The organism is Stutzerimonas tianxiuensis (assembly GCF_053470365.1).
In genome coordinates this window covers 118,402-144,539 of record NZ_JBPVWS010000008.1, presented here as the reverse complement: position 1 = coordinate 144,539, position 26,138 = coordinate 118,402, and the positions used below count along the sequence as shown (strand labels likewise).

At 58.4% G+C, this 26,138-nt stretch carries 22 protein-coding genes, 2 tRNA genes and 2 pseudogenes; 8 read left to right on the top strand and 18 right to left on the bottom strand.

What is annotated here, in order from left to right; genetic code table 11:
• From ACSSNI_RS12280 to ACSSNI_RS12260, 5 genes are all read right to left on the bottom strand, one after another.
• Positions 1-1,527 carry an oligosaccharide flippase family protein gene (locus ACSSNI_RS12280; RefSeq protein WP_200638034.1) on the bottom strand — a complete coding sequence of 509 codons (1,527 nt, stop codon included), beginning with the start codon at positions 1,525-1,527 and terminating at the stop codon, positions 1-3.
• Positions 1,528-1,549: 22 nt separating this feature from the next.
• Positions 1,550-2,731, bottom strand: coding sequence for a DegT/DnrJ/EryC1/StrS family aminotransferase (locus tag ACSSNI_RS12275; RefSeq protein WP_200638037.1), 1,182 nt, complete (start codon positions 2,729-2,731; stop codon positions 1,550-1,552).
• A 61-nt stretch (positions 2,732-2,792) separates the two neighbouring features.
• Complete coding sequence (locus ACSSNI_RS12270) at positions 2,793-3,509, bottom strand: hypothetical protein (RefSeq protein ID WP_200638199.1); 717 nt, start codon at positions 3,507-3,509, stop codon at positions 2,793-2,795.
• 792 nt (positions 3,510-4,301) lie between these two features.
• Positions 4,302-4,378, bottom strand: a tRNA-Met gene (locus ACSSNI_RS12265).
• Between the two features lie 182 nt (positions 4,379-4,560).
• Positions 4,561-4,637, bottom strand: a tRNA-Met gene (locus tag ACSSNI_RS12260).
• Between the two features lie 412 nt (positions 4,638-5,049).
• On the opposite strand from ACSSNI_RS12260, the gene ACSSNI_RS12255 reads away from it, so the two are divergent.
• A complete protein-coding gene (locus ACSSNI_RS12255) occupies positions 5,050-5,370 on the top strand; it encodes a hypothetical protein (RefSeq protein ID WP_148924902.1) in 321 nt (106 codons plus the stop codon).
• A gap of 309 nt (positions 5,371-5,679) precedes the next feature.
• On the opposite strand, the pseudogene ACSSNI_RS12250 reads toward ACSSNI_RS12255, so the two are convergent.
• Positions 5,680-6,435: pseudogene (locus ACSSNI_RS12250) on the bottom strand (EAL domain-containing protein); the annotation flags it as partial.
• A gap of 95 nt (positions 6,436-6,530) precedes the next feature.
• A complete protein-coding gene (locus ACSSNI_RS12245) occupies positions 6,531-8,627 on the bottom strand; it encodes a carboxy terminal-processing peptidase (RefSeq protein ID WP_148924903.1) in 2,097 nt (698 codons plus the stop codon).
• A gap of 334 nt (positions 8,628-8,961) precedes the next feature.
• Here ACSSNI_RS12245 and ACSSNI_RS12240 point away from each other — a divergent pair.
• Positions 8,962-9,095, top strand: a pseudogene (locus tag ACSSNI_RS12240) (NAD(P)H-quinone oxidoreductase); the annotation flags it as partial.
• A 215-nt stretch (positions 9,096-9,310) separates the two neighbouring features.
• Here ACSSNI_RS12240 and ACSSNI_RS12235 read toward each other — a convergent pair.
• The 5 genes from ACSSNI_RS12235 to minC all read right to left on the bottom strand — a co-directional run bounded on the left by ACSSNI_RS12235 (position 9,311) and on the right by minC (position 13,335).
• Complete coding sequence (locus ACSSNI_RS12235) at positions 9,311-10,600, bottom strand: M18 family aminopeptidase (protein WP_200638038.1); 1,290 nt, start codon at positions 10,598-10,600, stop codon at positions 9,311-9,313.
• Positions 10,601-10,722: 122 nt separating this feature from the next.
• Positions 10,723-11,358 (bottom strand): RluA family pseudouridine synthase, encoded by a 636-nt coding sequence (locus tag ACSSNI_RS12230; RefSeq protein WP_148924905.1) that lies wholly within the window; start codon positions 11,356-11,358, stop codon positions 10,723-10,725.
• Between the two features lie 84 nt (positions 11,359-11,442).
• A complete protein-coding gene (minE, locus tag ACSSNI_RS12225) occupies positions 11,443-11,700 on the bottom strand; it encodes a cell division topological specificity factor MinE (protein ID WP_019341568.1) in 258 nt (85 codons plus the stop codon).
• Positions 11,697-12,512, bottom strand: coding sequence for a septum site-determining protein MinD (minD, locus tag ACSSNI_RS12220; RefSeq protein WP_102834594.1), 816 nt, complete (start codon positions 12,510-12,512; stop codon positions 11,697-11,699). Before minD ends, minE begins: the two co-directional genes overlap by 4 nt.
• Positions 12,513-12,603: 91 nt before the next feature.
• Positions 12,604-13,335, bottom strand: a complete 732-nt coding sequence (gene minC / locus ACSSNI_RS12215; RefSeq protein ID WP_148924906.1) for a septum site-determining protein MinC — start codon at positions 13,333-13,335, stop codon at positions 12,604-12,606.
• Positions 13,336-13,495: 160 nt separating this feature from the next.
• Between minC and ACSSNI_RS12210 the strand changes: the two genes are divergently transcribed.
• Positions 13,496-14,446, top strand: coding sequence for a lipid A biosynthesis lauroyl acyltransferase (locus ACSSNI_RS12210; protein WP_148924907.1), 951 nt, complete (start codon positions 13,496-13,498; stop codon positions 14,444-14,446).
• Here ACSSNI_RS12210 and ACSSNI_RS12205 read toward each other — a convergent pair.
• The 4 genes from ACSSNI_RS12205 to ACSSNI_RS12190 all read right to left on the bottom strand — a co-directional run bounded on the left by ACSSNI_RS12205 (position 14,436) and on the right by ACSSNI_RS12190 (position 18,054).
• Positions 14,436-15,281 carry a pirin family protein gene (locus ACSSNI_RS12205; RefSeq protein WP_200638040.1) on the bottom strand — a complete coding sequence of 282 codons (846 nt, stop codon included), beginning with the start codon at positions 15,279-15,281 and terminating at the stop codon, positions 14,436-14,438. The genes ACSSNI_RS12210 and ACSSNI_RS12205 overlap by 11 nt on opposite strands.
• Positions 15,282-15,371: 90 nt before the next feature.
• On the bottom strand, positions 15,372-16,115 hold the full coding sequence (locus tag ACSSNI_RS12200; RefSeq protein ID WP_372239418.1) for an MlaA family lipoprotein: 744 nt from the start codon (positions 16,113-16,115) through the stop codon (positions 15,372-15,374).
• Positions 16,116-16,134: 19 nt separating this feature from the next.
• Positions 16,135-17,427: an alpha/beta fold hydrolase family protein gene (locus tag ACSSNI_RS12195; protein ID WP_159968531.1), complete on the bottom strand. Its 1,293-nt coding sequence runs from the start codon at positions 17,425-17,427 to the stop codon at positions 16,135-16,137.
• A gap of 402 nt (positions 17,428-17,829) precedes the next feature.
• A complete protein-coding gene (locus tag ACSSNI_RS12190; RefSeq protein ID WP_200638042.1) occupies positions 17,830-18,054 on the bottom strand; it encodes a DUF2061 domain-containing protein in 225 nt (74 codons plus the stop codon).
• 271 nt (positions 18,055-18,325) lie between these two features.
• On the opposite strand from ACSSNI_RS12190, the gene ACSSNI_RS12185 reads away from it, so the two are divergent.
• From ACSSNI_RS12185 to ACSSNI_RS12165, 5 genes are all read left to right on the top strand, one after another.
• Positions 18,326-18,640, top strand: coding sequence for a DUF485 domain-containing protein (locus ACSSNI_RS12185; RefSeq protein WP_102834588.1), 315 nt, complete (start codon positions 18,326-18,328; stop codon positions 18,638-18,640).
• On the top strand, positions 18,640-20,295 hold the full coding sequence (locus ACSSNI_RS12180; protein WP_102834587.1) for a cation acetate symporter: 1,656 nt from the start codon (positions 18,640-18,642) through the stop codon (positions 20,293-20,295). The genes ACSSNI_RS12185 and ACSSNI_RS12180 overlap by 1 nt, the downstream gene beginning before the upstream one ends.
• Before the next feature lie 181 nt (positions 20,296-20,476).
• Entirely contained in the window at positions 20,477-21,283 is an 807-nt protein-coding gene (locus ACSSNI_RS12175; protein ID WP_102834586.1) for an SDR family oxidoreductase, read from the top strand.
• Positions 21,284-21,391: 108 nt separating this feature from the next.
• A complete protein-coding gene (locus ACSSNI_RS12170; RefSeq protein WP_159969698.1) occupies positions 21,392-22,537 on the top strand; it encodes an MFS transporter in 1,146 nt (381 codons plus the stop codon).
• A 131-nt stretch (positions 22,538-22,668) separates the two neighbouring features.
• Positions 22,669-23,091, top strand: coding sequence for a hypothetical protein (locus ACSSNI_RS12165; RefSeq protein ID WP_102834585.1), 423 nt, complete (start codon positions 22,669-22,671; stop codon positions 23,089-23,091).
• A 3-nt stretch (positions 23,092-23,094) separates the two neighbouring features.
• Here the strand turns inward: ACSSNI_RS12165 and ACSSNI_RS12160 are convergent, their stop codons facing one another.
• Positions 23,095-23,325 carry a YheU family protein gene (locus tag ACSSNI_RS12160; protein ID WP_102834584.1) on the bottom strand — a complete coding sequence of 77 codons (231 nt, stop codon included), beginning with the start codon at positions 23,323-23,325 and terminating at the stop codon, positions 23,095-23,097.
• Between the two features lie 10 nt (positions 23,326-23,335).
• Complete coding sequence (locus tag ACSSNI_RS12155) at positions 23,336-26,098, bottom strand: 7TM-DISM domain-containing protein (RefSeq protein ID WP_448259375.1); 2,763 nt, start codon at positions 26,096-26,098, stop codon at positions 23,336-23,338.
• Positions 26,099-26,138 lie beyond the last annotated feature (40 nt).

Genomic DNA, 26,138 nt, shown 5'->3' with positions numbered 1-26,138 from the left:
TCAAACGCTCGACTTGGTCATCATTACGTAAAGCCGCATTACCACCGGCTTGGAGGTGAAGGTCACCAGGGCAAGGCAGATCAGGCCGCTGACTGCCAGCCCCAGGAGAATGTCGAATCGGTTGTCACTGGCGATGGCAGCGAACACCGGTTCGCCGATCAGCAGCCCCAGGCCGGTCATGGCCGTGATGCGCAACAGGTCCTGTAGCCATGGGCGATGCAGGCAGGCACCGAAGCGTTTGTGCACCATCGACGGCCAGATCAGAAAGGTCAGCATGCGTAATCCGAACCAGGCCAGCGCAGCGCCGTAGACACCGTGTTCGAGGGTTGCGTAGACGACCACGGGGATGCTCAATACGGCGCTGACCAGGCTGAACCACACATGCAGGCGCAACTGCCCATAGGCGTACTGCAGGTAAAACTGGAAGGCGGTAACGGCCATGATGGCGCTGCCGATCACGTACCACGGCAGGACCAGACGGCTCCATTGCGCGGCTTCTGCGTCGCCGGTCCAGGCTAAAACCAGCTCGGCAGAGTGAAACGCGATCACCCCGGCCAGGGGAAACAGCAAGCTGCAGACGAACCGGGTCGCGTTCAGATAGAGCGCCTGCATATCGGCGATACGGTCCTCGGCGACAAGCATCGTCATGCGCGGTAACAGCGTCTGCACCAGCGGATTGGTCAGCGTCATGATGCCGGTCGACATCAGCGCAACCAGCGAGAAATAGCCGTATTCGCTGAGCGGCAGCACATTGGATAGCAGCACCTTATCCAGCTGCGTCAGGACGATCCACAGCACTGAGGTGAGCGAAATGCCGGCGGCAAATGGCAGCACCGGCTTGACGACTGCCCAGTTGAAACCGGTCAGCAGCTTTGGATTGGGCATCAAGCTGTACGCTTTGACGGCGAAGATGAGGGTTTCGAGCAGTCCGACAGCCGTCTGGAAGAGAAAGAAGTCTTCCGGGTTCTGGCTGATATTGGCCACCAGAAACAACCCGCCGAAATAACGCAGCGTGGCGACGATGACATTGGCGCTGTTCAGCCACGCATGTAGCTCGAGCCCTTGCAGGCCGCTCTTATACAAAGTGGCGTAGAGCTTGAGCCCGATCATCAAGCCCATCAGGCTGATGCAGTGGACGATGGTGGTGTTGCTCAATTCCGCTGCCTGCAGCCATTGGTGTGCAATCCATCCGCTGGAGAGATGAATGCTGAGAGCGGTGAGTATTGCCAACGGCAGAAATATGATCTCGAACGAACGCAGCAATTGTCCCGGTTCGTAGCGCTGTATTGCATTGTCCGGCCGGCCGCGGAAATGGGCGATCTGACGAACCAGTGAAGGGGACAGACCGGCGTCCAGCAGCTGCAGCCAGGCTTGTAGTACCGCGAAGAAACCGATCAGACCGTAAGCTTCTGCGCCAAGATGTCCAAGATAGAAGGGCAGGATAAGAATGCCGATGAGCATGGCATACGCTTGCCCCGCATAGCTCAGGCCGGTGTTACGAAGCATCGATAGATTTCGATCGGACATGACGTCAGCCGTTGCGAATGAATCAGTAAATGCGCTTGCACATAGGGGCCGGCAGGTTTGCCCGGTCGTCCACCAGCCAACCGGCGGTGACCTGAGGCCAGATACGTTCGGCCTGCGGCTGGCTGCGATGTGATGATTCTTTCAACAGCGTCTCGATAACCGTGTTCTGGACATGCCGTGGCAGGCCCGGATAGATCGGCAGGCACAGCACCCGACGACTCAGGGCGCGGGACTCGGTTTGTGGGGTTTGCGGCTGCACGTAGCTGAGGGTGTCTAACGAGGGGTAGAAGTAGCGCCTGGGGTTGATGCCCTTGTCCATGAGTGCCGCTCGACACCGCAGCAGCTGACTTTCATCAGTCAGGGCAATGGGGAAATAGCTGTGGTTGCGTTGCGAGTCCGCTTGCTGGCGTTGCAAGTCGAAGTGGTCACTGAGCTGATGTTCGTAGCGGCTAGCGATTTCTTCGCGCTGCTCCAGAATCAATACTATGTCGTCGAGAATGCACAGCCCCATCGCGGCGGCAAACTCATTGAGTTTGGCGTTGATGCCGATGCCGTCGATGATGTCGGTGTCGACGATGCCGAAGTTGCAGAGCAAACGAATCCTGGCGGCCAGGGCATCATCGTTGGTGACGATGGCACCACCTTCGATCGTGTGGAAAAGCTTGGTCGCGTGAAAACTGAGCGTACTGATATCGCCCCAGTTGAACACCGAGTGGTCCTTGTAGCGGACGCTGAATGCGTGGGCGCCGTCGTAGATCACTTTCAGGCGATGCTGCTGCGCGATTTGTGCGATTGTTTCGACGTCGCAGGCATTGCCGAAAACATGGGTGGCGACGATCGCTTGAGTGTCGGCCTCTATCCTCGCTTCGATCGCCCTGGGATCAAGATTCCAGGTCGCTTTGTCGATATCCGCGAATATCGGTCGAATGCCCTCCCACTGCAGTGAACTGGTGGTCGCGACAAAACTGAACGGGGTGGTGATTGCACTGCCGGTGAGGTTCAAAGCCCGATAGGCAATCTGCAACGCCAAGGTGCCGTTGTTGGTCAGAATGATGTTTCTGACACCCAGGTAATCACGCAGCCGCTCCTCCAGCTCCGTAACCAGAGGGCCATGGTTGGTCAGCCAACCGGTGGCATAAATACTGTCGACGTAGCCCAGAAATTTGGCTTTGTTGCCAAGATATGATCGGGTGACATTGATCATCTCGATATCCCTATCTGTCGTCACGTCTGAACCAGGCGCAATGAATGTTGCGCCTGTGAGGTCACGCTGCAGGTTGCGTACCCAAGGCTGTTGCGCGTCGTGCTCGTCGCTGATTCAGCTTGAGAATCAAGCGGGTCGCGAGGCTGCCTGCATGTGGATCGCCAAAGTGAAAGATGGCCGTTGCGCGGCGATGATCAGGATCACAGGGCTCGTTGGCATGAAGCGTGCGGTAGCCCCAGAACAGATAGAGGTTGCCGGGAACGAGTTGAAGCTTTTGCGGGCGCAGAAATTTGTGCCGGATGGCTGCGCTAATCAATTTCCGACTCAGCGCGTTCTGCAACAACGCTTTTTCGAGAACATTGATCAACACGTTGGAGCGTATGCGGCGACCATTGGGGAACAACAGCAAATCACCCCGGTCGACGCCATCCTGAGGAATTTCTATCGGTAGCAGCGCCGTGACCAGGCTAGCGTCGTAGTGAAAGCAATTGGACTCACGGCGACCTGAAGTCCCTTGGACACAGCGCAGGACTTTAAGTATCTCGTTGCTATAAGCAGCTTGCCCCGCGCCCGCCTGATAGATACTTTCCAGCATGTTTCGAAATTCTGGTGAAGCGCCTAGCGCGCCGAGCAGGGAGCTTTCTATTTCGCTGCCACCATGATGCGCAAAATACCTTCCTTTATGCTTTTCGGCTTCTGCTCGGACGCTTTCTTTAAGAGATTTCAGTTGGTCACTTGTTAGAAAGTTGGCAATGCAGGCGCTTCCCTTATTGGACATCTCATAAGTAATTAACTGAAGAGCGGGCGCTTCCAGGTTGCGGAAAGATGTATTCACGATGCACTCCAATTGGATAATACAATCGAGTAGAAGTTTTTAAAGTTTCAAGCCAAGCGATAACTGCTCGTAAACAGCGCTCTCTGTTTACGACTGGTGTTTGGCATTAAGGGCTTGAGCCAGTATCGAGCCGTATTGGCTTTTCGCTCACGAGTTTCGATCAGGCAAAGCTACCGCACCAGCCGACACAGCTGCCTTTGCGTAATTAGAGCGTTGCTCTAGGTTGCAGGCTTGGCACGCTTCAGACAGAGCTACCGCACTCGGCTAGAATTCGAGATAAGCAAACAAATCTTTGTTGGCGAAAGCAGCAGCATTGCTGCTGCTGAAGAAACGCCATCCATGCGCATCAGTACAGCTCGGCTTACTAGTTAGTTTGCCGTTCGAAACGAGGCGTCTCTTAGCTGTGTGATGTAGTTAACATTCAGAACCTGACGGCAGTCAAGAACCGAAACAAAAAAAATCGTCAGCAATACGGTCACTTAGCTCAATGCCTTGATTGCAAAGGAACTTTTAAAGTGTTTATGGGTTTCCGCCTTGGACGGGTTTAAGCGGGCTCCATCTTCTGAACTAAGTCGTTTGATCTACGACTATTTTATCGATGAACAGATAGATGCCGGAAGTTATTTGGCTTATTTCGAAATTAAAAGGTTGGGGCGTTTTATATTCGCTTGAAGTTCTTTTGGATACAAATCGGAGGCCAAAAAAAAGGCCACTCAATTGAGTGGCCTTTCTATTTGGTTGCGGGAGCCGGATTTGAACCGACGACCTTCGGGTTATGAGCCCGACGAGCTACCAGACTGCTCCATCCCGCGTCTGTGGGCGGCATTCTACAGGCTAACGATCCCATGTCAACCTTGCTGCTCGATAAAGCGTTTTATTTTCAGGTATTTAGGCTGGCAGTCAGGCTTTGGCACAATGAGTGGACCGCGTAAATTCAGGTCTGTGCGCGGACCCAAACGAAAAAGGCCACTCAATTGAGTGGCCTTTTTCGTATTGGTTGCGGGAGCCGGATTTGAACCGACGACCTTCGGGTTATGAGCCCGACGAGCTACCAGACTGCTCCATCCCGCGTCTGTGGGCGGCATTCTACATCTTTCGGCTGATCTGTCACTGTTTTATTGCAAATCGAGCGATATTTCGTCACGCGCTAAGCGAAACATGAGCGCTGTGCGACTCGCTTGCCCGAGGTCGGTTCTGACCCAGTCGGCTATCTGCGGATGGCTTGTGATGATGACGAGCGACTCGCAGCATGCCCCAAAGCATCGCCAGGGCGGCTGCACTCCAGCCAATTACTATCAGAAGAATTACCAGTGGCGCTGTGATCATCGTTGGATTCCTTTCTAACCAGACATCAAGTGCTCTCTGGATATGGGACCGTCGAAAGGAAACAACGGTTCCGCTTGCCTTCTGTCGATAGCGCGGATCATTGGCCGCAGCTCGTTGCCTAATTTCGAGTATCGGCTCGAAACAAAAGGAGAAACGTATGCGGAGCTATTTGCTTATCGTGCTTGGCGCCGCGCTTGCGGCAGTGGCTGCGGCCCAGGCGTCAGCGGGAGATTCAATGCCTGGTTATACGCTGCTGGCGCAGAATACCGGTTCGGTCAACCGTACCCTCGGAAATGGCTCCATGGGCACCGGTGCGGGTATAGAACGACTACCTGAACAGTCTGGGGAAAAGCGCAACGATCGTGAGGTCCGCGATCAGCGGCTGGAGCAGGTCTACGAGCAATCCAATCATGGCGACACTGATCCGGATATGGAGCATCGGCCGCGCCGAACGTTGGGGGACCGAGATCAGGATTGATCACCCCCATTGTTTGGACGAGGAGGGCGATAGATCACGGTTGTATTTTGAACCGATGATTGCTTGCGTCAGCCGCTTGCGGAGCGAGTGCGGTCTCGCTCGTGAGGCACTCGAGGTTAACCAGCACTGGCCGATGGGTCGCTACGGAAAGATTGACCAGCCTGACTGTTGCGCTAACTTCTTATTGCAGCGTCAAGCTTGTTTGCAGGCTGAACAAGCCCAATTAGCTAAAGAATGTGGGCTGCTTGAGCCGCCGAGCGGCTTGGCAGGGTGGTGGTCGTTTAATGGCTCGGCACGATTCCCCATATTCGGCAAACACAGACTGGCGTCCGCTTTCGGCTCCTCTTCCGGACGGCCCAACAGATAGCCTTGAACCAGGTCGACGCCCATGTCTGACAGGACGTGCAGTTCTTCGCCCAGCTCGATGCCCTCAGCGATGACCTCAGCGCGTGATGCTCTGGCAATCTTCATGATCGACCCGACGAACTCGCGCTTAACAGCGTCCCGGTGGATACCGTCTATAAAATAGCGGTCGATCTTGACGTAGTCGGGGCGCAGCTCCGACCACATGCGCAGGCTGGAGTAGCCTGCACCGAGGTCGTCCAGTGCAATGGAAAAGCCCATGTCACGATAGTGATGCAAGGCGGCACGAAGCAGTTCGAAATCATCGGTGGGCGTTTGCTCCGTAAGTTCGATTACCACACTGTCGGCCGAGATGCCGTATTTGTGCAGCAGCTCCAGTGTGCGGCCCGGCTTGTGCGTGGCATCTAATAATGTTTCCGGCGACACGTTGAGGAACAGCTTGCCCTTTAGCTGCTGCTGGCTATATCGGCGACAGGCGCTCTCGCGACAAGTCATCTCCAGCTCATTGAGCCGTCCGGCATGTCGAGCGGCGGCGAGCAGTTTGATAGGTGAGTGAAGCGAGGTGTTTGAAGGGCCGCGGGTAAGGGCTTCGTAGCCGAGGATGACTCGTTCGGCAAGCGATACGATCGGCTGGAACAGGCTGGTAATGCTGCTGTGAGCAAGGATGGAATCCAGCGTGCTCAACTGCTCGGTGACGGTCATGAGGGTCTCGTGGCGGCCTTAAAATGCGAAGGGCCGCACAATGACGGCCCTTCGTATTTCACGACACTATGATGTCATTGTGATGACACCCGAGATCAGCGCTCGACAGACTGGTTCTTGGCCATCGCCTTATGCAGTCCCAAGTAATCCAGCAGAATTCTGCCGCTTTCCGAGAGATAGGCATCGTCCTCGGGTTTGATTTTTTTGTCCTCAACGTGCGGTGTTGTTTCATCCTCTTTTTCAAGCTTGGCCAGTGGCTCCTCGCCTTTGGCCTCGCGCAAGGTGTTCTCCAAGGCCAGCTGGCGCTTCTCAATGCGCTCCTGCTGAGCCCGGCGCTTTTCCTCGTTGAGGCTGATGGTCGTCTCGTGAGTCAGCTCCTGAGTCAGCGCGAGACGGTCGCGCGTGAACACAAAGTCGGGATCCTCATGGGTCCGTCCTTCGTGACGAGCTTTGAGTTCAGCAAGGAACGGCTTGAACGGATTCATATCCGGGTTGACCGCTGCGCGGATGCTGTCCCAGGGCATCGCTTCCGGCAATGCGCTTTCGCCAATTTCCTTGGTATCGACTTCGGCTGGGTAGGAGATGTCCGGAATCACGCCCTGATGCTGCGTGCTCTGTCCCGAGACCCGATAGAACTTGGCCAGTGTCAGCTTGAGTTCGCCATGATTAAGTGGCTGGACCGTTTGTACGGTGCCTTTGCCGAAGGTCTGACCACCGACGATAAGCGCCCGGTGATAGTCCTGCATGGCGCCGGCGAAGATCTCCGAGGCCGATGCGGACAGTCGATTGACCAGCACGGCCAGTGGGCCCTTATAAAACACACCTTGCTGCTCGTCGGCGAGGACGTCGACACGGCCATCGCTGTTGCGGACCAGAACCGTAGGCCCTTGATCGATGAAAAGGCCGGTCAGTTCGGTGGCTTCTTGGAGCGAGCCACCGCCATTGTTACGCAGGTCGATGACCACGCCATCGACGTTTTCCTCTTCCAGCTCCGTCAGCAGCTTTTTCACGTCGCGGGTTGTGCTCTTGTATTCCTTGTCGCCAGCACGCAGGGCCTTGAAATCAAGGTAGAACGCAGGGATTTCGATGACCCCGAGCTTGTAATCGCGGCCGTCCTGATTGAGCTTGAGCACGGATTTCTTCGCCGCCTGCTCTTCAAGCTTCACCGCTTCACGGGTAATGGCAACGACCTTGCTGCTCTGGTCGTTTGGCGCATTGCTCGCCGGGATGACCTCGAGCCGGACGACCGATCCTTTCGGGCCGCGGATCAGTTTGACGACTTCGTCTAGCCGCCAGCCGATCACATCGACCATCTCCTCATTACTTTGACCGACCCCGACAATCTTGTCGGCAGGCGCGATCTGCTTGCTCTTCTCCGCAGGACCAGCAGGGACCAGACGCACCACTTTGACGTGCTCGTTGTCGCTCTGCAGTACCGCGCCAATCCCTTCAAGGGAGAGGCTCATGTTGATATCGAAGTTCTCCGCGTTGTCGGGAGAGAGGTATTGCGTGTGCGGATCGTAGGACTGCGCAAAGGCATTGATGTAAGTCTGAAACACGTCTTCGCCACGGGTTTGCTCAAGGCGTGCCAGCTGGTTCTTATAGCGCTTGGTGAGCAACTCCTCGATGGCCTTGGACTCCTTGCCGGCGATCTTCAGTCGGAGCACCTCGTCCTTTACGCGTTTGCGCCAGAGGTCATCCAGTTCCTGTTCGTTCTCCGGGCGCGCTGCATTCTCGCGATCGACCAGCAGCTCCTCGTCCAGGGTGAAGTCAAAGCTGTCGACGCCTTGCTCCAGCAGGCTCAGGGCGTACTCCAGCCTGCTCTGCAGCCGCTCCAGATGCACCTTGTAAATAATGAACCCAGGCTCGAGGTTGCCATTCTTCAAGAAGTCGTCGAACTGGTTGCGCCAGGCTTCGAACTCGGCCACGTCGCCTGCAGTGAAATAGCTGCGCGAAGGGTCGAGCATCTCAATGTAGCTGTCGAAGATCTTCGCTGAGCGAGCGTCGTTGAGCGGGGGCTTGTTGTAGTGATGGCGCTTGAGCAGCTCGACCACGTTCAGGCTGGCAATCACCTGATCACGATCCGGCTGCAGATAATCCCAGGTGTGTGGGTCGGTAGGCTTGGCCAGAGTGGCGCTTGCCTGAAGACCTACCAGCAAGGCTAGCAAGCCTGCGGTTAATGATCGTTTCATATCGAGAGAGCGACGCGAGGCTGAGTAGTAACGCATATTAGGCCATCAAATCAGGCGCCGAGACGGAATTCGTTCGGCGGGAAGAACACAGCCCGATGGTATCTGGCGGCTGGCACGCCGCGATTCAGTTCGCACCGAGGCGGTAGGGCGATTCTCCGCACCGAGGATGCCGATCAGGCAATCCATGGTTTTGAATGGGCGTATCGCTGTGAGGCCTGGGTGGAACTTGATCAGCGGCCTGCACTGCCGGAGTCACGGTTTAGCGGGCGCAGGTGTGAACCACTATGGAGGCAGCATGAAGGCATTGCAAGGCATCGAAGGGCAGCTGGAGTGAGTGGAACGCACCGTTGCGAAGTGCGGCAAGGAAGAGGTCAGGATTCAAGTGGCCGCTGCAGGCCTGAACCGTGCCGATTTGCTGCAGCGCGCGGGCACTATCCGCCACCGCCCGGCGTGACCGATATCTTCGGATGACCGGGCTAAGTTACTGGCTGACATTGCAGAGCAGATTCGGGCCGCTCTTGGCCAACCAGACGCTTTCTCCACGCCTGGGATGCAGTCCCGGCGACGTGGAGGCGCGTTTGCTGCCCTGGCGAGCAACCATATATCGGCGAATGTTGCGTTGGTTATCGATGCCAGTCTGGCTGAACAATCCAAGCCAGGCGCGTGCGCCTGGATTTCACGGGTCAGGGCAGCTCGGCGCTCGAATAGAACGCGCTGAGTACCTTCACTAGATGTGCCAGATCCTGGCTGCCGGCCAGCTCGCGGATCGAGTGCATGCCAAAGGTCGGCAGGCCGATATCCACGGTGCGTACACCCAGCTGGCTGGCGGTGATAGGGCCGATGGTCGAGCCGCAGCCCATGTCGCTGCGGGTTACGAAGCTCTGCACCGAGACTTCATTTTCCAGACACAAGTGGCGGAAGAAGCCGGCAGTTTCGCTGCTTGTGGCGTATCGCTGGTTGCTGTTGACCTTGATTACCGGCCCGGCATTGAGTTTCGGACCATGGTTGCCGTCATGCTTGTCGCTGTAGTTGGGATGCACGGCGTGCGCATTGTCGGCAGAGATCATCAGTGAGCGGTTGATGCTGCGCTGGAAGGATTCGCCTTCAGGCAATACGCGGCGCAGGACTTGTTCGAGGAACGGCCCGTCGGCACCGCACATCGAGGTGGAGCCGACCTCTTCATGATCAGTGCAGACCAGCACACAGGTTTCCTCGGGGCCGGCGCGTAACAGGGCTTGGAGGCCTGCAAAGCACGACAGCAGGTTATCCAGGCGAGCGCCGGTGATGAAATCGCCATTCAGACCGATCACGGCAGCGCTTTGGGTATCGTAGAAGCTCAGTTCGAAATCCAGTACGACGTCAGCCACCAGACCATGCTCGCGGCTCAGTTGGTCCGCCAGCAGCGCCCGGAAATCCGGGCTGTCTTCACTGGCGACTTGCGCCAGTATCGGCGGCAACTCGTTCTGTGGATTGATCGCCCAGCCCTGGTTGGCATCTCGATTGAGGTGTATGGCAAGGCTGGGAATCACCGCAATAGGCAGCTTGAAATCGATCAGCTGGCTTTCGATCCGGCCGTCGCGGCTATAGGTCACGCGTCCAGCCAGGGACAAGTCACGGTCGAACCATGGCGCCAGCAACGCGCCGCCGTAGACTTCGACGCCTAGCTGCCAGAAGCCCTGCCGCTGCAATTCAGGTTGCGGCTTTACTCGAAGGCAGGGGCTGTCGGTGTGGGCGCCGACCAGGCGGATACCCTGTTCGATGACCGATTGGTTACCCAGCTGGAACGCGATAATCGCGGAGTCGTTACGGGTGACGTAGTAACGGCCGCCCGGTTCGGTGTGCCAGGTCTCGCGTTCTTCCAATGCCTTGTAGCCAGCGGCCTGCAGGGCTTGGGCAAGGCTGGCGGTGGCGTGAAATGGGGTAGGGGAGGCTTTGAGGTAATCAATCAGACCCTGGTTGAGTTCTTCGCGCATGGTTGGCTCCGGACGACAATGGCTCGGAGTTTATCGCGGAACAAGGTGCTAGCTACAGCCGCATGCTGCAAGCAGCCGAAACCGCACCTTGTGTTTTGCATGAAGCCTTCAGCTGCTTCGTTCTAGAACGGCGCCGGGCAGTCGAAGCGCATGCGCTCGCCACTTTGAGGATGGGTCAGGGCAAGCATGCTGGCATGCAGGCAGAGCCGGTCATGTGCATCAAGCGCTTGCTCATGCGCATACAGGCGGTCGCCTAACAGAGGATGGCCAATCGAGAGCATGTGAACACGCAGCTGATGGGAGCGGCCGGTAATCGGGGTGAGTTCGACCCGGCTGTAATCACCGCAGCGCTCCAGGACTCGCCAATACGTCAGAGCATGCTTGCCCAGTTCATGATCGACCACATGTCGGGGTTTGGTTGGGGGGTCATAGCGCAGCGGTAGATCTATGCTTCCACAGTCCTGCTCGGGTTCGCCCCAGCACAAGGCGGTGTAGGCTTTCTCTGTTTCGCGGTCATGAAACTGTCGGGAGAGTTCGCGATGGCTGTCCGCGTCGCGGGCAAGCACGATCAGGCCTGAGGTTTCCCAATCCAGGCGGTGGACGATCCGCGCCTCTGGATAACCATTTTCCTGAAGGCGAGTAACCAGACAATCCTTGTTGTCTTCGGCGCGACCGGGAACCGACAGCAGCAGAGTAGGCTTGTTGATGACCAGTAACGCGGCGTCTTGGTGAACGATCTGGATGTTGCTCAGTGGCATTTTCGAATTCCGCAAACGACATCGGCGACCGAAGTCGCCGATGAATCTGCCGCTACACAAAGGTGCTGGCGACTACCCGGTCGATCAACGATCCGGCAGGGTGATGTTCAGCTCGAGGATCGAACAGCTGCCCTGATCCTCCAGGGCGACCTGAACCTGATCGCTGTCGATGTTGACGTACTTGCGGATCACCTCGACCAGTTCCTTCTGCAAAGCCGGCAGGTAGTCCGGTTGCGTACGTTGGCCGCGCTCGTGGGCGACGATGATCTGCAGGCGTTCCTTGGCGATGTTGGCTGGTGTTTCCTTCTTCTTGCGTTCACGAAAGAAGTCGAGAAGGTTCATTCGCGGCCTCCAAACAAGCGTTGCAGGAAGCCCTGCTTTTTAACGTCGAGGAAGCGATGGTTCACTTCCTTGCCCAGCAGGCGATCCACGGCGTCGCTATACGCCTGGCCGGCATCGCTTTGGTCATCGAGAATCACCGGCACACCCTGGTTGGAAGCCTTCAGTACGGCCTGGGATTCGGGAATGACGCCGAGCAGACGAATCGAAAGGATTTCCTCGACGTCCTCGACACCAAGCATTTCACCTTTGACTACGCGCTCGGGGTTGTAGCGGGTCAACAACAGGTGTTCCTTGATCGGTTCTTCGCCGTTTTCAGCACGGCGGGACTTGCTGGCCAGCAGGCCCAGCATGCGATCCGAGTCGCGAACCGAAGAGACTTCCGGGTTGGTGACGACGATGGCTTCGTCGGCGAAGTACATCGCCAGGTGGGCGCCTTTCTCGATACCAGCCGGGGAGTCGCAGATGACGTATTCAAACGTTTTGGCCAGCTCATCGATGACCTTGCCGACGCCTTCGAGCGTCAGGGCATCCTTGTCGCGGGTCTGGCTGGCGGCCAGAACGTAGAGATTTTCGAGACGCTTGTCCTTGATCAGAGCCTGAGTCAAGGTGGCATCGCCCTGAATGACATTGACGAAGTCATACACCACGCGACGCTCGCAGCCCATGATCAGGTCCAGGTTACGCAGACCGACGTCGAAGTCGACGATGACGGTCTTGTGGCCGCGCAAGGCGAGGCCGGTACCGATGGCGGCGCTGGAAGTGGTTTTACCGACGCCACCCTTGCCGGAAGTGACTACGAGGATCTTGGCCAAGGTGATTCACCCTAAATATGAAGTCGGGACCGTAGCCGAGTCGGCTTACAGTGCGCCCGTTTTGGTGCTTGAAAATTCGCGGCAGTATCCGTTAAAGGCGGGTGATGTTCAACACGTCGCCGGATAGCTTCATTTGCACGGCTTCGGCCCACAAAGGGTCGCGTCTTAGGTCTTCGGCGACCTTGTAATGCCCGGCAATCGAGACCATTTCAGCGGCCAGTTGCTGGCAGAAAATACGTGCGTTAGCGTCGCCCTTGATGCCTGCCAGCGCACGGCCGCGCAACGGGCCGTACACATGGATGTTCCCGTCGGCGAGAAGTTCCGCGCCAGGACTCACCGCAGCAAGCACGATGAGATCGCCGCCCTGAGCATAGACCTGTTGGCCACCGCGGATAGGGGTGGTGATCACCCGTGTTGGTCGGTAGGCGGGCTCTGCCGGTTTGGCGGGCTCGGCTGGGGCTTTGCTGGCGATGTCGAGCTTGCGTTCACGAGCGTTCGACGGCGGTAGTACGGGCAGATCCAGGCGGCCGGCGGCTTCGACGATCTGTGGGTCGCCTGCACGCAACGCAAGGGTGCGTAGGCCGTGCTTGCGGCAGAGCACGATGAGCGCGGGCAGGTCGAGATTGCAATCAGCCGGGAGTTTGTCCAACGCCAACACCAGCGGCGTATTGTTGAAAAAATCCGGGGCTTGTTCGACCTTGATGGCGAGCTGTTGATCCAGACGCTGCAGGTCGTTCTGTGCCAGCTCCAGCACGGTGATGGCGAGCATGCTGCCCTTGAGCTGGAACACGGGGGCTTGGTCGGTGAGATCGGCTTGGCTCATGGTCTGCCTGCTGCGGTAAATGGCGAGGACTTATAGCGGGGCAAACTGTCGCCTGCAAGTCTCGCCAGCGCTGTCGGACGGATGCCGTGTATCGCGACGCCACCGCATTGGCAGGCGATTTATCGCTAGAATGCGCGCTTTTATTGGTTCGGGCTTGCCAATGGATCGTCCTCGTTTCCGTTCATCATTTCTTCACCCACGTTTCTGGTTGCTGTGGCTTGGCTTCGGCCTGCTGTGGCTGGTGGTGCAGTTACCCTATCGGATACTGCTGCTGCTGGGGCGCGGCCTTGGCGCGTTGATGTACCGCGTTGCGCGCTCGAGACGGCAGATCGCCCGACGCAACTTGCAGCTGTGCTTTCCGGAGCTGTGCGAAGCGGAGCGTGAGCGGCTGCTGCGCGAGAATTTTGCCTCGACCGGCATTGCCTTCTTTGAGATGGCCATGAGCTGGTGGTGGCCCAAGTCGCGTTTGCAGCAGCTGGCACAAATCCAGGGGCTCGAACATTTGCAACAAGCACAGGCGCAAGGGCAGGGCGTGATCCTGATGACCTTGCACTTCACCACGCTGGAAATCGGTGGAGCGCTCCTCGGCCAGTGGCACACCATTGATGGTATGTACCGCGAGCACAAGAATCCGGTGTTCGATTATGTGCAGCGGCGTGGCCGGGAGCGGCACAACCAGGACGCGACAGCGATCGAGCGCGAGGACGTGCGTGCCATGCTCAAGGTCCTGCGCGCGGGCCGGGCGATCTGGTATGCACCCGACCAGGATTACGGCCGTAAGCAGAGCATCTTCGTACCCTGGTTCGGAATTCAGGCCGCAACCGTGACCGCTACGACCAAGTTTGCCCGCCTGGGACGGGCAAAGGTGATCCCCTATACGCTGGAGCGCCTGCCCCACGGAAAGGGCTACAGCCTGGTGGTGCATCCGCCGTTGGAAGATTTTCCCGGTGAAAGCGAGGAGGCTGATTGCCGCCGCATCAACGAGTGGATTGAAGACTCGGTCAGGCAGCATCCTGAACAGTATCTGTGGGCCCACCGGCGCTTCAAGACACGACCGGCGGGGGATCCGAGTCTTTACCGCAAGCGCCCGAAGAAACCGGTCAGTCTGTAAAGACGCCGTCGCGGAAGTCGCGCAGCGCCTGCTCGATCTCTTCGCGGCTATTCATTACGAACGGGCCGTACTGCACAATCGGCTCGCCGATTGGACGGCCTGCAAGAAGCAGAACGCGGGCGCCGCTGCTGGTTGAAAGCGCCAACTCGCCCTGATCGGAAAGTCGGGCGAGCTGGTTTTTCACGAGACGTTGCCCGCCTATTAACAACTCGCCATCGAACACATAGAGGATCACTCGCAGCCCGTCGGACAGCTGTGGGCTTAACCCTGTGCCGGCGGGAAGGTGAAGATCGAACAGCTGTGGCTCTGTATCAAGGCGCTGCACAGCACCGGCTTGGCTGACGCCTTCGGCGCAGAGCTGGCCGGCGACTACGACTGCTTCGATACCGTTCGGCAGCGTCATCCGTGGGATTTCGGCAGGTGAGAAATCACGGTAGCTCGGCTCGTCCAGCTTGTTCTTCGCCGGCAGGTTGAGCCACAGCTGAAAGCCGCGCATCGCCCCGTGTTCCTGCTGAGGCATCTCGCTGTGGATGACGCCGCGTGCGGCGGTCATCCATTGCACGCCGCCGCTTTCCAGCAGACCGACATTGCCGAGGTGATCTTCGTGACGCATGCGGCCTTCGAGCATATAAGTGATGGTCTCGAAGCCGCGGTGTGGGTGCGCCGGAAAGCCGGCGATGTATTCGTCCGGGTTATCCGAGCCGAACTCGTCAAGCATCAGGAAGGGATCGAATCGCTCCGGCTCGGCGCCGCCAAACAGCCGTGTCAGGCTGACGCCTGCACCATCGGAGGTGGCACGGCCGGTGCTGATAGAAAAGATTTCGCGCGTGGTCATAGCTCGCTCCTAGAACAGATGAGCTAAGACTACGACCAGCAACTCGATCCGTTCATGCGAAATTTGAACCCTTCGTATCGGTCAGATCGATCATTCTTCGATCTGCAGCTCCCTCGCCCGGGTATAGACGTAGCGGACCTTCTCGTATTCGAACGGCGAGTTGAGCTGTCCGTAACGCAGCGGCGTCGTGTAGCGGATGTCAATCAACCGAAGCGCCGTTAAGCCGAACTCACCGCCGCTGGCTTCGGCATAGCTGAAGTAGTCGACCTGCCGTTCGACGCCAAAATCCACTGCCTGGCCTGCGGTGTCCCGCAGGTTGGACGGGCCGAGTGCGGGCAGGATCAGGTACGGGCCGTGGGGAACGCCATAGAAGCCAAGGGTCTGACCAAAATCCTCGTTGTAACGGGGCAAGCCCATGCGCGTAGCAGGGTCCCAGACGCCTCCGACGCCAAGGATCGTGTTGAACAGCAGGCGCGCCGTGGTGGTCATGGCGCGCTCGCCCTTGAGCTGAGCGATGCTGTTGAAGAGCGTCGGGATTTCACCGAGGTTATCGAAGAAGTTGCTGACGCCAGTCCGCACGATCTTAGGCGTGACGTAACGGTAGCCGCGAACGGCAGGCAGCATCACGAACTGATCCAGTCGGTAGTTGAAGTAATACATGCGCCGGTTCAGCGATTCCCAGGGGTCATAGATGTTCAGCGCGTCGAAGGTAGCGCGCTCGAATTCGCGTTGGTCGAGGCCAGGGTTGAACTCAAGGTCACGCAACGGATGGGTGAATCCATCTTCATCGACAGTTCCCGTCTGGGCATGGGCCACGCTACTGATCAGCAGCATGACAGCAAGCAGAGAGCGTTTAGCCACGGAAAAACTCCAACATATCGTGGGCATTGACCCGGTAGGTGAGGTTGCCGCAGTGGCCACCGCGAGGGTAAAGCGTCATGCGCTCGCCGAAGGTGCGGCGAAGAAACCCCAGGTCTCCAGCGCCGAGAATGATGTCGTCGGCGTTATGCATTACACCGATCTTCGGGCTGTTGCGCATGTAATCCTCAAGCGCGTACAGGCTTACCTGTTCTACCAGCTGCGCCATGCTGCCGCCGTCCTGCTGCGCGCGCCACATGGGGATCAGCTGCTCGGTGATATAGCAATCGAAGTCACAGAGCAGCGCGCGGCGAAAGAACGGCTCGAGGCTGGTGCCTTCATCGATTGGGTATTTCGGCGGCACGATCAGGCCGCGGCGGTTGATCAGATCCGAGGTGAATGCAATATCAGCTGCCGAGAAGCGGAATACCGAGCCGATCAACATGGCCATTTGTTCATCGGTCAGCCGCAGCGCGGACTGCTGGAAGTCGAACAGCATCGCCTCGTCCAGGTTGATCGTGCCTTGCTGCCGGTAGTAACGCGTGAGCTTTTCCAGGATGACTTCATAGAAGGTTGTGGTGCTGTCGATGGCATCGACCTGCGTCTGCACCAACTTGTCGAGGTTACTGATCGAGGTGTAGAGGTTCACCGGCGGGTTGATCATCAACACGCGCTTGAAGTTGAAACTTTGTCGCGTCTCGTCAAGCTTGCTGACGAACGCAGCATTAAGCGCGCCGAGGCTATAACCGACCAGGTTGAACTCAGTGACGGGCAGTTCATGTTGCTGTGCGCGAACGGCCTGCATCACGCGGTAGAGGTCCTTGGCATCGCCTGGACTGTAGCCTGGCGTGGCGTAGCGCGAGGCAGCGGCGATAAAGTCGAAACTGGTGGGGGAGGACAATTGCACCACATGATAGCCAGCCCCATAGAACAGTCGCTTGAGCGACTCGGTCTTGCCAGCCGAGTAGCTGGCACCAGTGCCTGAGATGATGAACATCAGCGGTGCTGGTCCGGGTTGTTTTGCCAAGCGGTAGGTCAGCCGTTTAACCGCCCAGAAATTGTCGGGCAGGGTGAACTCCCGTTCGGGGCGTAACCGCAGGCTGTAGTCGGCCTGATCGATCTCGTCATCCTCAGGCAGCTCGGCACGAAAAGGCGCCGGTGTCGTCGCTATCGTCGCCTCGAACGGGTTACTCAGGGGATAGCCATACTGCTCGACGCTGATGTCTGCCGCGTGGGCAGGCGTAACGACCAGTGCAAGCAGTGCGCTCAGGCACAGCAGCAATCGCATATGAGGTGATCTCCGGTGACTACGGTGGGGGGTTGGCAGATTTAATCTTTAGTGTTCGCGTGTCGGCGGCGGGGCCGGAATCCGTCCGGCGAAATGGCGTCGGTTGGTACAACGGGTGGCGTCTCGGCAGAGGTTGATTCGATCGCAACGACCACGCATCTTCATACCCAGATCATGCCTGGAATCGCCTGCACCCTGTCGTTTCGCTAAGCATGGACCACAATTAAGCCGTCAGGTTGCGTAGCTTAGGCCCGGTGATAGCGAAAAGCCGGTCGCGGACTGATTGGCTGGTAAATGTGACCGATCAGTCAGGGCAGGCGCAGGCGCTGAACAGAGCGTTTTAAAGAAGCTGCCGATTAATTCTTGACGGCGTAAGCGCTTCCGGGACTGCGGTCGAGTCACTTACGCCTGGTGATGCAACCAGGCGTGAGCGGGGATGTTCTCCTCCGAAAGCCGACGCTTGTCCAGGCGCTGCCAAACTTTCTCGTGAAAGTAGAAACCTACTGAGTTGCACAGGGGCTCGATCGCCGCAACCAGCCCGCCCGCTGCAGCGCTGCCGGTTAACCCATAGGTCACCGAGAATGCGATGCAGAAATGCATCAGGGTAAAGGTAACGGTCTTGATCATGGTTGTTTCTCCAAAGCGATCGAGAACTGTTCTCGGTTGCAATGGAGTGTGCAGATGCCGCCAAAACGTTGGAAATGGTCACGCTTGATGAATGACATAGCCCATCGCTATCGGTGCCCGCTGCGTTAGGTGGAAGTCGTCATCAATGCGTCTGGCACGGGCCTTCCACCAAATAAAAACAAGACTATGGTCGAGTGGTTTTCAAACGGGCCGGCCCTAAAGTAGCCGCCCTGCCTTCATGTGTGGGCAGAGGACCGTGTGGAGACCCCCAATGAACAACGAGACCGTAATTCAGCAGATCAATGCTGACCCACGATTTCAGGACCTGGTTGCCAAGCGTGGTCGTTTCGCCTGGATGCTGGCGACCATCATGCTCACCGCTTACTTCGCTTTCATTCTGGTCATCGCCTTTGACCCTGCGGTGTTGGGAACCCCTCTAAGTGCAGGCTCCGTCACCACTTGGGGGATCCCGGCGGGTCTGGGCTTGATCTTCCTGTCGTTCGTGCTGACCGGCGTCTACGTGCAGCGCGCTAACGGCGAGTTCGATCGCATTACCCAGGACATTCTCAACGAGGCTCAGAAATAATGCTCGCTCGTCTGCTGACCGCAGCTGCTCTGATGGCAGTTGCTCCGGCGCTGTTTGCTGACGCCCTGACCGGCGATGTGCAGAAACAGGCCACCAACTGGACCGCCATTTCCATGTTCATCGTGTTCATCGTGTTCACGATGGGTATCACCAAATGGGCGGCCAAACGCAATACCTCTACCTCTGATTACTACACGGCCGGTGGCAGTATCACTGGGTTCCAGAACGGATTGGCAATTGCTGGCGACTTCATGTCGGCGGCGTCATTTCTCGGCATTTCCGCGCTGGTTTTCACCAGCGGCTACGACGGCCTGATCTATTCGATCGGCTTTTTGGTGGGCTGGCCGATCATCCTCTTCCTGATGGCAGAGCGCTTGCGCAACCTGGGCAAATTCACCTTCTCCGACGTAGCCTCCTACCGCCTGGGACAGACGCAGATCCGTATCCTTTCTGCCTGCGGTTCGCTGATCGTGGTGGCTTTCTATCTGATCGCGCAAATGGTCGGTGCGGGCAAGCTGATTCAACTGCTGTTCGGCCTCGACTATCTGGTTGCAGTGGTCATGGTCGGAGTGCTGATGGTCATGTACGTGATGTTTGGCGGCATGCTGGCAACCACCTGGGTGCAGATCATCAAGGCTGTGCTCCTTCTGTCCGGCGCAACCTTCATGGCCGTCATGGTCATGTATAACGTGGGCTTCGATTTCAGCCGTCTGTTCTCCGAGGCTGTAGCGCTGCACCCGAGCCATCAGGCGATCATGAGCCCGGGCGGCCTGGTTTCCGATCCGATCTCGGCTATCTCGCTGGGCCTCGCATTGATGTTTGGTACTGCCGGCCTGCCGCACATCCTGATGCGCTTCTTCACCGTTGCCGATGCCAAGGAAGCGCGTAAGAGCGTGTTCTACGCAACAGGCTTCATTGGCTACTTCTATATCCTGACCTTCATCATCGGTTTCGGCGCGATCCTGCTGGTCAGCACCAACCCAAGCTTCAAAGATGCCACGGGCGCCATCGTTGGCGGCACCAATATGGTCGCCATTCACCTGGCATCGGCGGTCGGCGGCAACCTGTTCCTGGGCTTCATCTCTGCGGTGGCCTTCGCCACCATCCTTGCGGTGGTCTCGGGCCTGGCGCTGGCCGGTGCTTCCGCGGTCGCTCATGACCTCTATGCCTGCGTGATCATGAAGGGCAAAGCCAAGGAAGAGGACGAGATGAAGGTGACCAAGCGCACCACGCTGGCATTGGGCGTACTGGCCATCCTGCTTGGCGTCGCTTTCGAGAATCAGAACATCGCCTTCATGGTGGGACTGGCGTTCTCGGTTGCCGCCAGCTGTAACTTCCCAATCCTGTTCCTTTCGATGTACTGGAAGGACCTGACCACTCGCGGTGCTCTGATCGGTGGTGCGATGGGCCTGGGTACGGCGTTGCTGCTGACCATCCTGAGCCCGACGGTCTGGGTCGACGTGCTGCATTTCGAACAGGCCATATTCCCGTACAAGTATCCGGCCCTGTTCGCCATGATCGCGTCCTTTGCCGGCCTGTGGTTCTTCTCGGTCACCGACAAGTCCAAGACGGCTGCCGAAGAGCGCGCGCGCTTCTTCCCGCAGTTCATCCGCTCGCAGACCGGTCTGGGTTCGACTGGTGCGGTCGCCCACTGATCCTGGGTTTTGTGATCGAAAAGGCAGCCTTCGGGCTGCCTTTTTTGTTCTGGGACCAGCCATCTCTGCGGGGCCAATCGGGAGCGGAGCATGCCAGTCATTCAGCATTTCGATAGAGGCCGGAGCCTGCTGCAGCTTTCGCTAGACTCGTGGCAACCCAACGAACAAAAGGTTACAACCGATGCAAAATCGCATGATGGTCACGGGGGCCGGATCCGGCCTGGGTCGCGAGATAGCGTTGCGCTGGGCGCGCGAGGGTTGGCAGCTGGCATTGTCGGATGTCAACGAGGCCGGCCTGGCCGAAACCCTGAAAATGGTCCGTGATGCAGGCGGCGACGGTTTTACTCAACGCTGTGACGTGCGCGACTACAGCCAGCTGACAGCCCTGGCGCAGGCATGCGAAAGCAAGCTTGGCGGTATCGATGTGGTGGTCAACAACGCGGGTGTTGCCTCGGGTGGTTTCTTCGACGAGCTGTCACTGGAGGACTGGGACTGGCAGATCGCGATCAATCTCATGGGTGTGGTCAAGGGCTGCAAGGCCTTCCTGCCATTGGTGCAGAAGAGCCAAGGCAAGATCATCAACATCGCGTCCATGGCGGCTCTGATGCAGGCGCCGGGCATGAGCAATTACAACGTGGCCAAGGCCGGTGTGGTGGCGTTGTCCGAGAGCCTGCTGGTGGAGCTGAAGCAGCAGGAAGTCGGAGTTCATGTGGTCTGCCCGTCATTCTTCCAGACCAACCTGATGGACTCCTACCGCGGTCCGACTCCCAATATGAAAGCGCAGATCAGCAAGCTGCTCGAAGCGTCGCCTATCTCTGCTGCCGACATTGCCGACTACATCTATCGCCAGGTGGCTGAGGGCGTGTTCATGATCCTGCCCCACGATGAAGGGCGCATGGCCTGGAAGATCAAGCAACAGAACCCGCAGGCGATCTACGACGAGATGGCGCTGTTGGCAGAAAAGAAGCGCAGCAAGAGCAAAACCTGACCGGCTGGTCCGTTTTGCTTGCCCTGATCCAGGGGCGGGAGTAGGGTTGCCGATCCTTCCCAGTCTGCCTCTGGATTCACTGTGAAAAACCCGTCTCGCTGGCTGCTCATGCTGGCCCTTGTGCTGGCCGCCATCAACCTTCGGCCAGGCATCACTTCGTTTGCACCATTGATCGAACGCATCGCCGAGGAGCTCAGTCTCAGCCGCAGCGTCATCAGCCTCACCACCGCCTTGCCAGTACTGCTGATGGGGCTGCTGGCGCCGTTGGCACCCCGTCTGGCCGTGCGTTTCGGCCTGGAGCGCACCATCAGCCTGTGCCTTGGTTTGATCGGTTTGGCGCTGTTACTGCGTCTGTTCGGCAAGAATGCTCCAGTGTTGATCGGCACAGCGGCTATGGTCGGTGCCGGAATCGCGGTTGCCGGGCCGCTGCTGTCGGGCTTCATCAAGCGTTATTTTCTCGAGCAGATGGGCAAGACTGCGGCCTACTATTCGTTGAGCATGGCGGTTGGCGGCACCATCGGCGTAGTGCTGACTGCACCAGCAGCCGAATGGTTGGGCCAGCGTTGGACCTGGGGCCTGGCGCTGTGGGCAATCCCGGCGGTGCTGGCATTGCTGATCTGGTGGCGCCTACCGAACCAGCCGGAGCCGGCCGTGGAGAGCCGTACCGGTCTGCCATGGCGCGAACCGCGCGCCTGGTTGGTAAGCATCTATTTCGCCTTGCAGGCTGGTCTGTTTTACGCGCTGGCTACCTGGTTGGTGGCGCGTTACCACGAGGTTGGCTTCAGTCTGCTGCAGAGCAATGCCTTCTTCAGTGGCTTCATGCTGATCGGTTTGCCCAGCGCGTTCATCATGCCTTGGCTGGCGCAGCGCTTTGGCCGGCGGCACTTGCTGATGGCCTGCTGCGGCGTGCTGGCAACGGTCTGTCTGCTGCTCATTGCCTGGCTTCCGCAGGTCAATCCGCTGCTGGTGTGCATGCTGCTGGGTATAGCCCTGAACGGGACCTTCTCCATGTCGCTGGTATTGCCGATGTACGAAGCCAGTACGCCGCTTGCGGTTAGCCGCTTGACGGCGATGATGCTCTGCACCGGTTATTGTCTGGCCTGTTTCACCCCTGTGCTGACCGGATTGGGCCGAGATATCGCCGGTGACTATCGTGAACCCTTCCTCGTACTCGCGACCATGTCGGCGGCGATGTCCCTGCTGGCCTTGCGGCTGGCGCCTCGGCGCGATCTGGCTGCAGCGAGCACGCGCTGAAGCGACTCGACTGCCTTGAGGTTGTGGTCTGCGTCACCTCTGCAGCTTGTACCCAGACCTTGTCTGCAAGGGACGCTGGAAGGCTGAACGGATTTAGTCGAACATGACGGGCTTTCTCCTGGAGTGTTTCTGTGGAGCCGGAATCCATCGTCTACGGCAGCATCCGTGACTGGCCTTCAACCGATATCGAGCAGTGCCGGTTGCGCCGCGCGGTCAATCGGCGTGCGCTGTACAGCCTGCCGCAAGGCGAGGGTTGGCCTTTTCTCGGAAGAGAGATGTTCTCTTGCTGTATGGACGAAGGGGTGTATCAGACGCAGGTCATTCATTTCGGTGCCAGCTACCGCGCGGTCGAATATGAGTGGGCGCTCTGGGTGCGTCATTTCGAGGAGCTGCTGAACGAACTCTACTGGACCAGCGCGGTGGTCCATCTGGAGACCGAACTCAATGGCATTCATACCTTTCGCTGGGAAACCGAAAGCGGCTCGCACAGCCCTCATCAGCGCGATCTGCGCATGCGCTGCGCCTGGGAACGTGACGGTGGGGTGCTCAGCTGAGTTCTAGTCCTCCAGCCATTCTTTCGGTACGTCGCGTCTGAGCGCCAACTGGCATTGCTGATGCTCAATGTCGAACGCGATCACCGCGGTGCCTTTGCTCAGCGCCTGGCGTACCCGCTCGACACGGATTTCCAGCGGCGTCTCATCGCCATTGTCGGTGCCCTCGCGGGTCACGAAATCTTCGATGAGGCGGGTCAGGGTGTCAGGTTCGAGTTGGTCGTAAGGAATAAGCATCGATGCCGAATCAGGTGGGAGGGTGCAGGTCGGGTTCGTTGATCGGCGCGTTGAGGAACCGATCCAGGTAAGCATACAGCTGCTCGCTGTCCAGTGGTTTGCCAATGAATTCATCCATGCCGGCCTCGCTGCCAGCGCGGCGATGTTCATCGAGTACGTGAGCGGTCAGCGCAATGATCGGCACTGGCTGCAACCGCAACTGCGCCTCTAGTCGGCGGATCTGTCGGCTGGCCTCGAAACCATCCATCTCCGGCATCTCGCAATCCATCAGGATCAGCCGCACCGCGGCCGGGTTCTCGCTGTAGGCACTGACCGCCTTGCGTCCGTTTTCGGCCATCATGACCTCATAGCCGCGTTTGCGCAGCAGACTGGACACCACCATCTGGCTGACGGGATTGTCCTCAACAGCGAGGATAAGCGGTTTGGAGCGTCCCGGGTGCTCAGTGTCCGCCGCAGCGCTATCGGACGGAGGGTTCGCCTGATGGAGGCGATGCAGCGCTTCGCGTAAGGGACCGAGCAGCAGTGGCAACGGCAAGTTGGCCAGGCGCAGCGATGACGATGCCGGGGAAGGTTCGCTTTGCGGCGGGTAGAGCAGCATCACCCGTTGATTCAGTTCGAGCTGATCGGCTACGGCGTTAAGCCAAGCCTGGGGTTTACCTGGCCACGGCGCCATGATTACCAATAGTGGGGCTGAGGCTTGATCGTCGAGGTAGCGGCGCAGATGTTGTGGCTCCTCGCAGCGGACGGTTCGCATGCCCCAGCGCTGCAGCAAGTTGCCCATTGCATCCAGGGCGCAGATGTCCTTGGACGCGATCACAGCGGTGCGTCCCTCGAGTAGCGCCGTCAGTGGGTCGAGGTTGCCGCTCGCCTCGCGCAGCGGGATGTCGAAGCTGAACTGGCTGCCTTGGCCGGGCGTGCTCTGCACATCGATCTGGCCGCCCATCATTTCTACCAGTTCCTTGCTGATAACCAACCCCAGACCGCTGCCACCATAGCGCCGGGTGGTACTGGAATCGCCTTGAGCGAAGGATTCGAACAGTTGGGCCAGAACCTCCGCGCGCATGCCGATCCCGCTGTCGGTGATCGAAAAGACCAGGCTTCGACTGCTTTCAGGGCCCTGGCAGACAACCTTCAGTACCACACAGCCCTGTTCGGTGAATTTGAGCGAATTGCTAAGCAGGTTCATCAGAACCTGTTTGAGACGAGTCGGATCGCCGCGCAGGCGGCGCGGCACACCCGGGGCGAGGTTGAGATGCAGGTTCAGCTGCTTCTGCAGCGCTTGAGCCGTGAACAGGCTGATGGTTTCGGAGACCAGCACTTCGAGGTCGAACTCGATGTCTTCCAGAACCAGCTTGCCAGCACCGATCCGCGCATAGTCAAGGATGTCGTTGATGACCGTCATCAGCGAGTGGCTGGAGCTCGAAACAGTGTCGAGGTAGAACCGCTGGTTACGGTCAAGCGGGGTCTCACGCAGCAATTGCAGCATGCCCAGTACACCGTTCAGCGGCGTGCGGATTTCATGGCTCATTTTCGCCAGGAAGCGGCTCTTTGCCTGGTTCTCGCTCTCCGCCCGTTCGGCTGCCTGGCGTGAACGGAAGCCTTCTTCCTTGAGCAGGTTGATGCGGTCCGCGAGCCCGATCGACAGGGTGATCAGCTCGAAGGCAATACCAACTTTGACGATCGAGGGGCCATACAGCCCCAGCAGGTTGAAGCCCAGTGATCCGGCCGTGACGATGACGAAGGTCGCCAACAGCACGCCCCAGGCCAGCGTGTAATACAGGCCATAGCGCACGCCGCGGCTCCAGACGAACGCTCCGGTCAGCAGCAGCCCGATCGACGAGCTGATGACCATCACACTGGCCAGTACGCTCCACACCTGCGTTTCCAGAACGAAACCGGAGAGCAGCGCGCCCACTGACAGGATCAGAGCCACCCGCAGAGCGAAGTCCAGGCGCGGAAAGTATTCTCGGGTATGCAGGAAATGGCGGCTGAACTGGATAGACACCAGGCAATGACTGAGCATCAGTGCATAGATGCCCAGCGCGATCACCCCGCCTGCATCGTTCAGCCACTTGACCAGCATGCCATCGAAGCTGAGCGCAAACAGGCCCACGTTGAGGTTGTAGATCAGGTACCAGAAATACGCAGGCTCGCGGAGGGAGAGGAACAGAAAGAAGTTGTAGCAGAACATCGCAAACAGCACGCCGTAGAAGGCTCCGGCCAAGCCCGTCGAATCCTCGAATGATTCGGCGTTTGCTGCATAGCTGCTGAAGTACAGCGGCACGTAGAGAGTGCTGGTGCTTTCCACACGCAGCAGCAAGGTCGAGGTACCGGGCTCCAGTTCCAGAGGAAACCAGAAGTTGCTGACCCTGACCGCTCGTTCGTTGAACGGATGGTTGTCGCCGGAGCGCTGCTGGCTGATGCGGCCGTCCGGGTGACGGAGATAGAGCTGGATGTCGTCGAGCAGGGGGTAGTTGATCTCGACGAAGCCGCCGATGGGGTCGTGCAACTGGTTTTCCAGGTCGACACGGAACCACCAGACTGAATCGTTCTTGCCCTTGTTGGGATGTACCCCGGACACGGGGACGAAGGTTTTTTCCGGCAGCGCGAAGACTTCAGCCACGCCGAGTTCGGCAGCCGGGTCTCGCAAAAAGTAGCTCCAGCTACCCAGTGCCTGGCGGAAATGCTGGGAGTCCACCGGCACGGGCTCGAACGCCGATGCCTGAGCGGTCAGACAGAACAGAAGAACGGCCAGAAAAAGACGCGGCGCCATGTTATTGATCCAAGGAGTACACACTCGCAAAACGCAGTTT